The 13,131-nt window shown below is 66.4% G+C and carries 10 protein-coding genes and 7 tRNA genes; 5 read left to right on the top strand and 12 right to left on the bottom strand.

Features of this window, described 5'->3' with window-relative positions:
- Positions 1-180: 180 nt before the first annotated feature.
- Both HWX62_RS28345 and aceA read left to right on the top strand, forming a co-directional pair.
- Complete coding sequence (locus HWX62_RS28345) at positions 181-1,722, top strand: DEAD/DEAH box helicase (protein WP_175932209.1); 1,542 nt, start codon at positions 181-183, stop codon at positions 1,720-1,722.
- Between the two features lie 392 nt (positions 1,723-2,114).
- Entirely contained in the window at positions 2,115-3,422 is a 1,308-nt protein-coding gene (aceA, locus tag HWX62_RS28340; RefSeq protein WP_175932210.1) for an isocitrate lyase, read from the top strand.
- Positions 3,423-3,632: 210 nt separating this feature from the next.
- On the opposite strand, the gene HWX62_RS28335 is transcribed toward aceA, so the two are convergent.
- Together HWX62_RS28335 and HWX62_RS28330 are read right to left on the bottom strand one after the other, a co-directional pair.
- Entirely contained in the window at positions 3,633-4,067 is a 435-nt protein-coding gene (locus HWX62_RS28335) for a universal stress protein (RefSeq protein ID WP_175932211.1), read from the bottom strand.
- 165 nt (positions 4,068-4,232) lie between these two features.
- A complete protein-coding gene (locus tag HWX62_RS28330; RefSeq protein WP_175932212.1) occupies positions 4,233-5,138 on the bottom strand; it encodes a LysR family transcriptional regulator in 906 nt (301 codons plus the stop codon).
- Positions 5,139-5,292: 154 nt separating this feature from the next.
- Between HWX62_RS28330 and HWX62_RS28325 the strand changes: the two genes are divergently transcribed.
- Together HWX62_RS28325 and aceB are read left to right on the top strand one after the other, a co-directional pair.
- A complete protein-coding gene (locus HWX62_RS28325; RefSeq protein ID WP_175932213.1) occupies positions 5,293-6,054 on the top strand; it encodes a haloacid dehalogenase type II in 762 nt (253 codons plus the stop codon).
- Positions 6,055-6,119: 65 nt separating this feature from the next.
- Entirely contained in the window at positions 6,120-7,712 is a 1,593-nt protein-coding gene (gene aceB / locus HWX62_RS28320; RefSeq protein WP_175932214.1) for a malate synthase A, read from the top strand.
- A 128-nt stretch (positions 7,713-7,840) separates the two neighbouring features.
- On the opposite strand, the gene HWX62_RS28315 is transcribed toward aceB, so the two are convergent.
- On the bottom strand, positions 7,841-8,254 hold the full coding sequence (locus HWX62_RS28315; protein WP_175932215.1) for a gamma-glutamylcyclotransferase family protein: 414 nt from the start codon (positions 8,252-8,254) through the stop codon (positions 7,841-7,843).
- Between the two features lie 266 nt (positions 8,255-8,520).
- Between HWX62_RS28315 and HWX62_RS28310 the strand changes: the two genes are divergently transcribed.
- The gene (locus HWX62_RS28310) at positions 8,521-9,399 is read left to right on the top strand and encodes a helix-turn-helix transcriptional regulator (protein ID WP_175932216.1); all 879 of its coding nucleotides are present in this window, start codon (positions 8,521-8,523) and stop codon (positions 9,397-9,399) included.
- A gap of 25 nt (positions 9,400-9,424) precedes the next feature.
- Here the strand turns inward: HWX62_RS28310 and HWX62_RS28305 are convergent, their stop codons facing one another.
- The 9 genes from HWX62_RS28305 to gltX all read right to left on the bottom strand — a co-directional run bounded on the left by HWX62_RS28305 (position 9,425) and on the right by gltX (position 12,988).
- On the bottom strand, positions 9,425-9,889 hold the full coding sequence (locus HWX62_RS28305; RefSeq protein ID WP_077203695.1) for a GNAT family N-acetyltransferase: 465 nt from the start codon (positions 9,887-9,889) through the stop codon (positions 9,425-9,427).
- A gap of 532 nt (positions 9,890-10,421) precedes the next feature.
- A tRNA-Asp gene (locus HWX62_RS28300) sits at positions 10,422-10,498 on the bottom strand.
- Between the two features lie 73 nt (positions 10,499-10,571).
- Positions 10,572-10,647: transfer RNA gene (locus HWX62_RS28295), tRNA-Glu, on the bottom strand.
- 65 nt (positions 10,648-10,712) lie between these two features.
- Positions 10,713-10,789 (bottom strand) — tRNA-Asp (locus tag HWX62_RS28290).
- 78 nt (positions 10,790-10,867) lie between these two features.
- Positions 10,868-10,943, bottom strand: a tRNA-Glu gene (locus tag HWX62_RS28285).
- A 63-nt stretch (positions 10,944-11,006) separates the two neighbouring features.
- Positions 11,007-11,083: transfer RNA gene (locus tag HWX62_RS28280), tRNA-Asp, on the bottom strand.
- 78 nt (positions 11,084-11,161) lie between these two features.
- A tRNA-Glu gene (locus HWX62_RS28275) sits at positions 11,162-11,237 on the bottom strand.
- A gap of 137 nt (positions 11,238-11,374) precedes the next feature.
- Positions 11,375-11,450, bottom strand: a tRNA-Ala gene (locus HWX62_RS28270).
- A gap of 128 nt (positions 11,451-11,578) precedes the next feature.
- Entirely contained in the window at positions 11,579-12,988 is a 1,410-nt protein-coding gene (gltX, locus tag HWX62_RS28265) for a glutamate--tRNA ligase (protein ID WP_175932217.1), read from the bottom strand.
- Between the last annotated feature and the right edge of the window lie 143 nt (positions 12,989-13,131).

The raw sequence follows: 13,131 nt of genomic DNA, 5'->3' as shown, positions 1-13,131 counted from the left end.
GTCGTCAACTAGGCTGGCGGTCCCGCTCCTGAAGCGCGCCGCACCCAAAACAGCTTCTAATGCCTCATCCGCCGAAGGTTCGGCGGATTGCACCCGTTTCCCGATTTGCTCGCTGAATCCGACGACTTGGGTATGCGCGATTGGCGCCGACGTTTCACCCACTGTGTTTCAAGGATTGTTATGACTTCGAGCATCAACACCAGCCCGCTCAACGCGATCGCCGACCAGGCGCTCGGTCTCGACGCCGCCGCACCGGCCGCGGTCGAACCGGCGTCGGACGAGCCGAGCTTCGCGTCGCTCGGGCTGTCGCCGGAGATCGTCTCCGCGCTGCAGGCCGCCGGCTACGTGAAGCCGACGCCGGTCCAGCAGCGCGCGATTCCGGCCGGCATCGCCGGCCGCGACCTGCTGGTGTCGAGCCCGACCGGTTCGGGCAAGACGGCCGCATTCATGCTGCCCGCGATCGAACGCTTCGCGCAGCTCCAGAAGGCGCAGGCGCAGCAACCGCGCGCGCCGCGCGAACCGAACCAGGGCGATCGCCGCGCGCGCCGCCCGCAGCCGGTCGCGCGCCCGGGCCTGCTCGTGCTGACGCCGACCCGCGAACTCGCGATGCAGGTCACGACGGCCGCATCGACCTACGGCAAGCACCTGAAGCGCCTGCGCACGGTCAGCATCCTCGGCGGCGTCGCCTACGGCCAGCAGCTGATGCTGCTCGCGAAGAACCCGGAAATCCTGGTGGCCACGCCGGGCCGCCTGCTCGATCACCTCGAGCGCGGCCGCATCGACCTGTCCGAACTGAAGATGCTCGTGCTCGACGAAGCCGATCGCATGCTCGACATGGGCTTCATCGAAGACATCGAAACGATCGTCGACGCCACGCCGGAATCGCGCCAGACGATGCTGTTCTCGGCCACGCTCGACGGCAAGATCGGTTCGCTGACGAGCCGCCTGCTGAAGGATCCGGAGCGTATCGAGATCCAGCAGCGCCTCGAGTCGCGCGCGAACATCGCGCAGACCGTCCATTACGTCGACGACCGCGATCACAAGGATCGCCTGCTCGATCACCTGCTGCGCGACGACGCGCTCGACCAGGCGATCATCTTCACGGCGACCAAGATCGACGCCGACCAGCTCGCCGGCCGTCTCGCCGACGCTGGCTTCGAATCGGCCGCGCTGCACGGCGACCTGCCGCAGGGCGCGCGTAACCGCACGATCCGTGCGCTGCGCGAGCGCCGCGTGCGCGTGCTGGTTGCCACCGACGTCGCGGCACGCGGCATCGACATCCCGGGCATCACGCACGTGTTCAACTACGACCTGCCGAAGTTCGCGGAAGACTACGTGCACCGTATCGGCCGGACCGGCCGCGCGGGCCGTTCGGGTATCGCGGTGAGCCTCGTGCACCACGCCGAGCAGGGCGCGCTCAAGCGCATCGAGCGCTTCGTGCGCTCGCCGCTGCCGGTCAACGTGATCGAAGGCTTCGAGCCGCGCAAGGCGCCGCCGCGTAACGGCGGCAACGGCGGTCGCGGCCGTCCGGGCGGCGGTAACGGCGGTCGTCGTTTCGGCGGCAAGCCGGGCGGCGGCTACGGTGGCAACGGCAACGGCCGCAGCTACGGCGGCGGCAATGGCGGCGGCTGGAGCGGCAAGCCGGGCGGCAGCCGTGACGGCGGCCCGCGCCGCGACGGCCAGCGCAGCGGCGGCCCGCGCCGCGGCAATTCGGCATCGTAAGCCCAGACGGGCGGCCTCGGCCGCCCCGCGGATCGGCACCCGCCCTTCCAGCCAACCGGCGCATCCGCGCCGGTTTTTTTTCGCCTCGTTGCAAATTTCACGATACGAAAAAATTTTTTGCGTCGTAAAAAACCATGCTGCACGGCACAACCCGTGCGATTGCGGGATAGGAAAATGCGTTTCTTATCTCGAAATCAAGCCAGTAACCCATTGAATAAAAACAACTAAAAAATTCCACACTTCCCCAGACGGCCCCTGTTTCGCTTCCGCCGATTTGCCTAGACTCTTATACAAGACTTCGCGAAACGGAACGCATCGCGTCCCTGCTTCGTGAACAGCACCACCACCGTCAGATTCGGCCATCAGGCATACACCGCATCAAGGAGGTCATCATGTCGCGTCAGCAACAGGCACAGGAACTACAGCAGCAATGGGAAACCGATCCGCGCTGGAAGGGCATCAAGCGCAGCTACTTGGCCGAGGACGTGGTCCGCCTGCGCGGCTCGATCCCGGTCGAGCACACGCTGGCCAAGCGCGGCGCGGAAAAACTGTGGCACCTCATCAACAACGAGCCGTTCGTCAACGCACTCGGCGCGCTCACCGGCAACCAGGCGATGCAGCAGGTGAAGGCCGGCCTGAAGGCCATCTACCTGTCCGGCTGGCAAGTGGCCGGCGACGCGAACGTCGCGGGCGAAATGTACCCGGACCAGTCGCTGTACCCGGCCAACTCGGTGCCGCTCGTCGTCAAGCGCATCAACAACACGCTGACGCGCGCCGACCAGATCCAGTGGTCGGAAGGCAAGAACCCGGGCGACGAAGGCTACGTCGACTTCTTCGCGCCGATCGTCGCCGATGCGGAAGCCGGATTCGGCGGCGTGCTCAACGCGTTCGAGCTGATGAAGGCGATGATCGAGGCCGGCGCCTCGGGCGTTCACTTCGAAGACCAGCTCGCGTCGGTGAAGAAGTGCGGCCACATGGGCGGCAAGGTGCTCGTGCCGACGCGCGAAGCCGTCGCGAAGCTGTCGGCCGCGCGTCTGGCGGCCGACGTGATGGGCACGCCGACCGTGCTGGTCGCGCGCACCGACGCGGAAGCGGCCGACCTGATCACGTCCGACATCGACGACAACGACAAGCCGTTCCTGACGGGCGAGCGCACGGTGGAAGGTTTCTTCCGCACGAAGCCGGGCCTCGAACAGGCAGTCTCGCGCGGCCTCGCGTATGCGCCGTACGCCGACCTGATCTGGTGCGAAACGGGCAAGCCCGATCTCGAGTACGCGAAGAAGTTCGCGGAAGCGATCCACAAGCAGTTCCCGGGCAAGCTGCTGTCCTACAACTGCTCGCCGTCGTTCAACTGGAAGAAGAACCTCGACGACGCGACGATCGCGAAATTCCAGAAGGAGCTCGGCGCGATGGGCTACAAGTTCCAGTTCATCACGCTGGCCGGCTTCCACGCGCTGAACTACTCGATGTTCAACCTCGCGCACGGCTATGCCCGCACGCAGATGAGCGCGTTCGTCGAACTGCAGCAGGCCGAGTTCGCGGCAGCCGACAAGGGCTTCACGGCCGTCAAGCACCAGCGCGAGGTCGGCACGGGCTACTTCGACGCGGTCACGCAGACGGTCGAACGCGAGGCGTCGACGACCGCGCTGCACGGCTCGACCGAGGACGAACAGTTCTTCGACGGCAAGAAGGTCGCGTAACCCGCGCAGGCGCTGCGCCGATGCCCGCCGCGTCTCGCGACGCCGCGGCATCGGCCACCGGAACAACAATCAGGGAGGAGACGGCAGGCGCGCCAGTCCATTGCGCGACCGGCCACGCGGCCCGCGGGCCGCCAGCAACGATGCGCGCCGGCCTCGTCCGGCGCGCCCTTTTTCCGCGGCGCAGCCGGGCCGGCCATGGCCGGCGCTGCCCTATCGATAGACGATCACCGGAATTTTCGTATGGGTCAGCACGCGCTGCGTCTCGCTGCCGATCAGCAGGCTGCCGAGGCCGCGGCGTCCGTGGGACGCCATGAAGATCACGTCGCACCCGCCGCGTTCGGCTGCCTCGATGATGCCGAGATACGGCGACGGGTGCACGCTCGTCCACGTGTCGCAGGCGACCCCGGCCGCCTGCGCGGCCGCTTCCACCTCGTCGAGATGCGCACGCGCCTCGCGCTCGCTGCGCGCGCGGAAATCGGCGGGCGGCTCGATGATCACTTCGGAAAACGGCGAGTACGGATATTGCGGCAGGCACGCGTAGGCCGTCACGCGCGCGCCGACCGCGCGAGCCAGGTCGATCGCCCCGTCGATCGCCTTTTTCGACAGTTCGGAACCGTCGGTTGGAACGAGGATGTGCCGGAACATCGCGCCCTCCTTCGTCAATCGCACGTCGCGCGCCGCGGCGCCAGCCGGGCGGGCCGCGACACGGCGCGCGTGCGTCTTTCGATTGTAGTGTGCGAAACCGCGCAAGCTGCACCGCCAGCGGGTTCGCCCTCATATCGGAAACACGCGGGCGCGCGTCGCTCTCGCCTACGCGCCCCAATAGCCGGGCCGCTCGTACGTGTGCTTCAGGTAATCGAGAAACAGGCGCACCCGCAGCGGCAGATGCCGGCGCTGCGGAAACACCGCATGAATGCCGATCGGCGGTGCGGCGAACGCGTCGAGCACGCTGACGAGCCGGCCGGCCGCGATGTCCTCGCCGACCTCCCACCACGAGCGCCACGCGAGCCCGTGGCCGTCGAGGCACCACTCGTGCAGCACCGCGCCGTCCGAGCATTCCATCGTGCCGTTCACGCGGATCGACACGACCTTGCCGTCCTCCTGGAACGTCCAGCCGCGCTGCTGGTTCGCATTCGCCGCGAGCGCGAGGCAGTTGTGCCGCGCCAGCTCCGCGAGCGTCGCCGGCGTGCCGCGCCGCTCGAGATACGCGGGCGACGCGACGCACACGCGGCGATTCTCGCCGAGCTTCAGCGACACCAGCGACGAGTCGGGCAGCTCGCCGAGCCGCACCGCGCAATCGAACCCTTCGTTGACGAGATCGACCATCCGGTCGGACAGGTCGAGCGTGACCGACACGTCCGGGTGCCCGACGCTGAATTCGGGCACGAGCGGCGCGACGTGCCGCCGGCCGAAGCCCGCCGGCGCGGAAATCCGCAGATGGCCGCTCGCCTTGACGCCGCCCGCGGACACGCTCGCTTCCGCGTTCTGCATGTCGTGGATGATGCGCTGGCAATCCTCGAGGAATGCCGAACCCTCGAACGTCAGCGTGAGCTTGCGCGTCGTGCGCACCAGCAGTTTGACGCCGAGCCGCTCCTCGAGCGCATCGAGGCGGCGGCCGATGATCGCCGGCGCGACGCCTTCCGCATGCGCCGCCGCCGACAGGCTGCCTTTCGCCGCGACCGCGGCGAACGTTTCGATCTGTTTGAACCGGTCCATGACGCGCGAGGGCGGCATCGCCGCCCTTCGAATAACTTGAGTCGCCCAAGATTAGGTATATGAAAGTAAAAGATCAAGTGATGTTTAGCGTCTTTTTTAGCCCCTTCGATCACGAATAGAATCGATCCGACCTCTGAAACTGGAGCGCAAGGCTATGTCGGCCACAACGACACTCTCCTCTCCCGACGCCATCCTCTTCGACGCATTCGGCACGTTGTTCGACGTGCGTGCCGTGCTGGCCGCGGCTGAGCAGATGTTTCCCGGTCACGGGGAACGGTTGTCGCAGCTGTGGCGACGCAAGCAGATCGAATACTCGCAGTTGCGCACGCTCGCCGATCCGGCCGGCGCGCACTACCGCCCGTTCCGGGACATCACGCTCGATGCGCTGCGGTTCGCCGCGCGCCGGCTCGGGCTCGCGCTGAACAGCGCGGCCGAGAAGCGGCTGATGGACGAATACGCGTGCCTGTCCACCTATCCCGACACGGTACCCGCGCTGCGCAAGCTCCGCGCGCTGGACCCGCGCCCGCCGCTCGCGATCCTGTCGAACGGCAATCCGGAGATGCTCGACATCGCGATCAAGAGCGCCGGCATGTCCGGGCTGTTCGATCGTGTGCTGTCGGCCGACACCGTACGCGCGTACAAGCCGAGCCCGGCAGCCTACGCGCTCGGCACCGCCGCGTTCGGGCCGAACCCGCGGGGCATCGTCTTCGTGTCGTCGAACGCGTGGGATGTCGCCGGCGCCACCTGGTTCGGCTACACGACGTTCTGGCTCAACCGCACGGGCGCGCCCGCCGAGGAACTCGGCGCGCCGCCCGACGGCACGGGCACCGGCATGGCCGACCTGCTCGCCTTCCTCGCCACCCCGGCTCCGTCCGGCAGACCCGCGAACCGCACGCGCCCCGGCCCGGGTGCATGACGCTCGCGACTGCCGCCCTCCCCCTTCACCGAAACCGCAACTGACCGACCAAGGAGATGAGACTCATGAGCACCCCGATCACGCTGCCGCAAGGCATGACGATCACCGGCGAAATCAAGCCGGGCTACGAAGCGATCCTGACGCCCGAGGCACTGGAACTCGTCGCGGCGCTGCACCGGACGTTCGAGCCGCGCCGCCAGGCGCTGTTGCAGGCGCGCGTCGAGCGCACGAAACGCCTCGACGCGGGCGAGCGCCCCGACTTCCTGGCCGAGACGAAGGCGATTCGCGAAGGCGACTGGAAGGTCGCGCCGCTGCCGGCCGACCTGCAATGCCGCCGGGTCGAGATCACGGGCCCCGTCGAGCGCAAGATGATCATCAACGCGCTGAACTCGGGCGCCGATTCGTACATGACGGACTTCGAGGATTCGAACGCGCCGAGCTGGACGAACCAGATCGACGGCCAGATCAACCTGAAGGACGCGGTGCGCCGCACGATCTCGCTCGAACAGAACGGCAAGTCGTACAAGCTGAACGACAAGGTCGCGACGCTGATCGTGCGTCCGCGCGGCTGGCACCTCGACGAGAAGCACGTGACGGTCGACGGCCAGCGCGTGTCCGGCGGCATCTTCGATTTCGCGCTGTTCCTGTTCCACAACGCGAAGGAGCTGATCGCACGCGGCTCGGGCCCGTACTTCTACCTGCCGAAGATGGAAAGCCACCTCGAGGCGCGTCTGTGGAACGACATCTTCGTCGCCGCGCAGGAAGCGGTCGGCGTGCCGCGCGGCACGATCCGCGCGACGGTGCTGATCGAGACGATCCTCGCCGCGTTCGAGATGGACGAGATCCTGTACGAACTGCGCGAGCACAGCTCGGGCCTGAACGCCGGCCGCTGGGACTACATCTTCTCGGCGATCAAGAAGTTCAAGAACGACCGCGACTTCTGCCTGGCCGACCGTTCCAAGATCACGATGACGGTGCCGTTCATGCGTGCGTACGCGCTGCTGCTGCTGAAGACCTGCCACAAGCGCAACGCGCCGGCGATCGGCGGGATGAGCGCGCTGATTCCGATCAAGAACGATCCGGAAGCGAACGACAAGGCAATGGGCGGCGTGCGCTCGGACAAGCAGCGCGACGCGACCGACGGCTACGACGGCGGCTGGGTCGCGCACCCGGGCCTCGTGCCGATCGCGATGGAAGAATTCGTCAAGGTGCTCGGCGACAAGCCGAACCAGATCGCGAAGCAGCGCGACGACGTGCAGGTCGAAGGCAAGAACCTGCTCGACTTCCAGCCCGAAGCGCCGATCACCGAGGCCGGCCTGCGCAACAACATCAACGTCGGGATCCACTATCTCGGCGCGTGGCTCGACGGCAACGGCTGCGTGCCGATCCACAACCTGATGGAAGATGCGGCGACGGCCGAGATTTCCCGCTCGCAGGTGTGGCAATGGATCCGCTCGCCGAAGGGCGTGCTCGACGACGGCCGCAAGGTCACGGCCGAACTCGTGCGCGAATTCGCGAAGCTCGAGCTCGACAACGTGAAGCGCGCGGTCGGCGGCAACACGCAGCCGTACGAACGCGCCGCGGCGATCTTCGAGCAGATGTCGACGTCGGAAGGCTTCACCGAATTCCTGACGCTGCCGCTGTACGAGGAAATCTGACGACGCGGCCCGCTGCGGTCGTCGCCGGCCTCGCGCCGGGTCGGCAGTCGCGGCGACGACCGGCATGAAAAAAGCGCCCGCGGGCGCTTTTTTCTTTTGCGGCGAATCCGGCAGCAGCCGGGGCACGCTCAGGCAGCCTCCTGCTCGCGCCGGTACTGGACCCAGTCGCCCGACGCGATGCGCGGACGCCCGGCTGCCGCATGCGCGGCGACCGGATAATACAGGCACGCGTACTGCCGGCCGCCGAGCTCGACGGTCACTTCTTCGGGCTTGAACAGCGAGTCGACGCCCGGATAGACGCGCTCGATCTCGTCGAGCACCGGGACGAGCCGCTCGTCCACCTCGTAGACGTCGCCCCACACCAGCGACTTGCCGGCCGGCCCGGCGATCATGCCCGGATAGGTGCCGAAATCGTACAGTTCGCCCGGCAGCGCGGCCGCGCCCAGCAGCGTCGGCGCGGCGATTCCGTGGCGGGCGGCCGCATGGCCGATGTCGTTGGCCTGTCCGGCTCTCAAGGTGCCATAGACGAATACGTGGCGCATCGTGGTTCTCCTCTTCGATTCGTGTGTTGCCGTATTGGCGTGCGATCGGTGCGCGAGCGGCGCGACATGTCGCACGCATCGATAGACCGTAGTACCCGCCCGATGGTTCGAACCGTCGGCGTGCGCCGCCGCGGGCGGCCGCCACGGATTCGCCGCGGCCCACACAAAGTTCATTTGAATCCGGCATGATGGCCCGACCAACCGCCGCATGCGCCAGCGCTGCGCCTTCTAAAATGACGGCATCGCCGCCGCCGCCCGAATCGTTCATGAATCCGCCCGCCTCAGCCGACGTATCGAATCCGTACGATGTCATCGATATCCCGCCGGAATTCGCGCCGACCGCCGCCCATCCGATGCGCGTGCGCGCGCGGCAAGTCGACGCCGGCCGCCGCATTCCGCTGCACACGCATGCCTGGGCGCAGCTCGCGTACGCGTCGCGCGGCGTGCTGCGCGTCGCGACGACCGGCACGACGTGGATGGTGCCGCCGTCCCGCGCGATCTGGGTGCCGCCGCACGTGACGCACGAGGTCGTGATCGTCGAAGAGGCCTATTTGCGCACGCTGTACATCGACGAGTCGATCGTGCCCGACGGCCTCGACGCATGCCGCGTCGTCGAGGTGACGGGGCTGCTGCGCGAGCTGATCGTCGCGCTCGATGCGCGCGACCTGAGCACCGCGCGCGAGCGCCTGCTGTGCGGGCTCGTGCTCGACGAGTTGAGTCGCGCCGAGCCGCTGCCGCTCGCGGTGCCGATGCCCGACGAAAAACGGCTGCGCCTGCTGTGCGAATCGGTACTCGCACACCCCGCGCATGCGGAGTCGCTCGAACACTGGGCGAGCGAGGTCGGCGCGAGCACGCGCACGATCTCCCGGCTCTTCAAGCAGGAACTGGGCGTGAGCTTTTCGCAGTGGCGCCAGCAGGCGCTGCTCGCGCGAGCGATTCCGCTGCTGAACCAGGGGCGGCCGCTATCGCATATCGCGCGCGAGCTCGGCTACCAGAGTCAGAGTGCGTTCTCGGCCATGTTCCGTCGCGCATTCGGCGAAAGCCCGCGCGCGTTCATGCTGCGCGGCTACGAGCATCGAGGCCCGGAAGGCGGCGTCGCGGACGACGAAACGCCGGACGACGACGCGATCGACACCGCGCGCTGATTGCACGCGCCGGCGCGCCGGCGCGTCAGACCGGCCGCACCATGTGGCGAATCGAGCCGAGTTGCGCGAGCCGCGGCCCGGTGACCCGGTAGCCCATGCGCAAGTACAAGCGCGCGGCGGGGTTGTCGACGAACACGCGCAACTGCAGTTCGTGCAGCCCGCGCGCGCGCGCCCAGCGATGCGACATTTCGAGCATGTAGGTGCCGGCGCCCTGCCCGCGATGGCCGGCCGCGATCTGCACGTCGCGGATATGCAACGAATCGCCCTCCTCGGTCACACGCAGCACGCCGATACGCTCGCCGTCGGCCTCGAGGATGAAGTTCTCGGATTCGCGCCAGCTCGCATAGAACAGGTCGCTGCGCCACACGAGCCCGTGGCGCTTGTAGTAGCCGCCCATGTTGCCGTGCGTCAACGCTTCGGCATACGGGAAATCGCCGGGCTCCGCGGGCCGGAGCTGATACAGGAGTCGCAGGTCGGTCGGATCGAGCATCGCGCAGGAGTCGGAAACGCATCCCGCCACGATAGCGCAGTCGCGGGCGGATGCAATCGCGAATTTCTCGTAGGCGCGCGGCGCGCGATGCGGCATGCGGGGTGAAATGCGAACGGACGGCACCAACGAAATCTATGGTCAGCCCGAGGCGGGCTTCTTCATTTTCTGGCGGAGCGGACGGGACTCGCCTACATCCCGCAGGCCGCGGTTGCGCGTGCACGCGCAACCCTTCGAGTCCCGCCGGAAGCCGCGCAGGCGGCTTCCTCCACTCCGCGGTCACGCGCCCGCAAGCGGGCGCAACGAGCCATGCAAATGAAAAAGCCCGCACGAGGCGGGCTTCTTCATTTTCTGGCGGAGCGGACGGGACTCGCCCACATCCTGCAGGCCGCGGTTGCGCGTGCACGCGCAACCCTTCGAGTCCCGCCGGAAGCCGCGCAGGCGGCTTCCTCCACTCCGCGGTCACGCGCCCGCAAGCGGGCGCAATGAGCGATGCAAATGAAAAAGCCCGCACGAGGCGGGCTTCTTCATTTTCTGGCGGAGCGGACGGGACTCGAACCCGCGACCCCCGGCGTGACAGGCCGGTATTCTAACCGACTGAACTACCGCTCCAGTCTTGCTGCTTGCCTGGCAGGCGTCGGTTACTTCCTGCCGGCGCATCGTTTGTTCGAACGACGCCGAAATCTGGCGTCCCCTAGGGGATTCGAACCCCTGTACTCACCGTGAAAGGGTGATGTCCTAGGCCTCTAGACGAAGGGGACAACGTACTGCTTACATCCTTAACGAGAAAGCCCGTTCAAAAGACGCTTTTGAACGGGCTTCGTTCTGGCGGAGCGGACGGGGCTCGAACCCGCGACCCCCGGCGTGACAGGCCGGTATTCTAACCAACTGAACTACCGCTCCAGCTTTCTTACCACCGCCCGCAGGATCTCGTCACGTTCCTGCACGCGTTGCGGCACTTCCACGAAACGCCGCTGAATCTGGCGTCCCCTAGGGGATTCGAACCCCTGTACTCACCGTGAAAGGGTGATGTCCTAGGCCTCTAGACGAAGGGGACAACGTACTGCTTACATCTTTAATACAAAAGCCCGCTCAAAGACGTCTTGAACGGGCTTCGTTCTGGCGGAGCGGACGGGACTCGAACCCGCGACCCCCGGCGTGACAGGCCGGTATTCTAACCGACTGAACTACCGCTCCAGCTTTCTTACCCAACCTGCAGGACGTCGGTTACGTTCCTGCAAGCCTCGCGACACTTCTACGAAACGCCGCTGCATTTGGCGTCCCCTAGGGGATTCGAACCCCTGTACTCACCGTGAAAGGGTGATGTCCTAGGCCTCTAGACGAAGGGGACATAATCTTTTCAGATTTGTCTGACTTTCGCTATTCACTTCCAGTCAACAGCGAAGGCCGAAATTCTAACTGCTTTGAATCATTTTGTGAAGCATTTATTACTACCGCTGCTTCGCAAATCAATTCTGTTTGTTCTGTTGGTGGAGGTAAGCGGGATCGAACCGCTGACCTCTTGCATGCCATGCAAGCGCTCTCCCAGCTGAGCTATACCCCCTTGCAGAACAGAAATGAGATTATATGGACCTACTTTGAACTTGTAAATACCCTTTTTGCGATTCGCGCGAATTTTTTTGCGAAGCCGCCGCGCGCGCATGCGCGGGCAGCTTCACCGACGCACGAACCTCAGGCGAGCGCGGCCTCGATGCGCGACACCACGACATCACGACCGAACAGCACGAGCACGGCATCGATCGATGGCGTGTGCGTCGTGCCGGCCACCAGCAGACGCACCGGCATCGCCAGTTGCGGCATCTTCAGCTTGTGCGTGGCGAGCGTCGCCTTCAGCGCCGCGGACACTGCCTCCTTCGTCCAGTCGGCCGCCTTCAGCGCGGCGACGAGATCGGTCAGCGCCGGGCGCACCGCATCGGGCACGTGCTGCGCGAGCGCGTCTGCATCGGGCGCCGGCACGCGGTAGAACATCGCCGCACCTTCCGCGATCTCCTTGACGGTCGTCGCGCGATCCTTCATCAGGCCGACCACCGCATCGAGCGCGGGGCCCGTCGCGATCGCCGCGTCGTCGATGCCGAGCGCGTCGAGGAACGGCTTCGCGAGTTCGGCGAGGCGCGCGTTGTCGGCTTCCTTGATGTAATGCGCGTTCAGCCAGCTCAGCTTGCTGTGGTCGTACTGCGCGGGCGACTTGCCGAGATGCTCGAGATCGAACCATTCGACGAACTGCTCGCGCGAGAAAATTTCGGCGTCGCCGTGCGACCAGCCCAGGCGCGCGAGATAGTTGACGACGGCCTCGGGCAGGAAGCCCGCGTCGCGGTACGCCATCACGCTCATCGCGCCATGCCGCTTGCTCATCTTCTCGCCCTGCTCGTTCAGCACGGTCGGCAGGTGCGCATAGACGGGCGGTTCGCCACCGAGCGCCTTCAGGATGTTGATCTGGCGCGGCGTGTTGTTCACGTGATCGTCGCCACGGATCACGTGCGTGATGCCCATGTCCATGTCGTCCACCACCACGCAGAAGTTGTAGATCGGCGTGCCGTCCGGGCGCGCGATCACGAGGTCGTCGAGCTCCTCGTTCGAGATCTCGACACGCCCCTTCACCGCGTCGTCCCACACGACCGTGCCCGTCAGCGGATTGCGAAAGCGCAGCACCGGCTTCACGCCGGCCGGCGGCTCCGGCAGCACCTTGCCGGGCTCCGGACGCCACGTGCCGTCATAGCGCGGCTTCAGGCCGGCTTCGCGCTGGCGCTCGCGCAACGCGTCGAGCTCCTCGGCCGACATGTAGCACGGATACGCGAGGCCCTTCTCGAGCATCTGCGCGAGCACTTCGCGATAGCGGTCCATCCGCCGCATCTGGTAGATCGGGCCTTCGTCGAAATCCAGCCCGAGCCATTGCATCCCTTCGAGGATCGCATCGACCGCTTCCTGCGACGAGCGCTCGACGTCGGTATCCTCGATGCGCAGCACGAACGTGCCTTTCATCTTGCGGGCAAACGCCCACGGGTAAAGCGCGGAGCGGATGTTGCCGAGGTGGATGAAGCCGGTGGGACTCGGCGCGAAGCGGGTACGGACAGGACGGGTCATAAACGGTAACTCGAACGCCTGGGGCGCATGAATGATTCGACGCGGGACGGCGGCGGCAGCCCGGACAGCAACGGAGCCGGCGGCGCCCGGAACGGGAAAGAAGCCGGAATTATACTCGCGCCGGACATCGCGCCAAGCGCACC

This window comes from Burkholderia sp. BCC0506, from assembly GCF_902833145.1.
Taxonomy (GTDB): domain Bacteria; phylum Pseudomonadota; class Gammaproteobacteria; order Burkholderiales; family Burkholderiaceae; genus Burkholderia.
This window is presented reverse-complemented; position numbering and strand designations above follow the sequence as displayed.

Coding starts and splice junctions, on each gene's coding strand:
- HWX62_RS28345 (WP_175932209.1), top strand. CDS start 181: ATGACTTCGAGCATCAACACCAGCCCGCTCAACGCGATCGCCGACCAG.
- aceA (WP_175932210.1), top strand. CDS start 2,115: ATGTCGCGTCAGCAACAGGCACAGGAACTACAGCAGCAATGGGAAACC.
- HWX62_RS28335 (WP_175932211.1), bottom strand. CDS start 4,067: ATGTTCCGGCACATCCTCGTTCCAACCGACGGTTCCGAACTGTCGAAA.
- HWX62_RS28330 (WP_175932212.1), bottom strand. CDS start 5,138: ATGGACCGGTTCAAACAGATCGAAACGTTCGCCGCGGTCGCGGCGAAA.
- HWX62_RS28325 (WP_175932213.1), top strand. CDS start 5,293: ATGTCGGCCACAACGACACTCTCCTCTCCCGACGCCATCCTCTTCGAC.
- aceB (WP_175932214.1), top strand. CDS start 6,120: ATGAGCACCCCGATCACGCTGCCGCAAGGCATGACGATCACCGGCGAA.
- HWX62_RS28315 (WP_175932215.1), bottom strand. CDS start 8,254: ATGCGCCACGTATTCGTCTATGGCACCTTGAGAGCCGGACAGGCCAAC.
- HWX62_RS28310 (WP_175932216.1), top strand. CDS start 8,521: ATGAATCCGCCCGCCTCAGCCGACGTATCGAATCCGTACGATGTCATC.
- HWX62_RS28305 (WP_077203695.1), bottom strand. CDS start 9,889: ATGCTCGATCCGACCGACCTGCGACTCCTGTATCAGCTCCGGCCCGCG.
- gltX (WP_175932217.1), bottom strand. CDS start 12,988: ATGACCCGTCCTGTCCGTACCCGCTTCGCGCCGAGTCCCACCGGCTTC.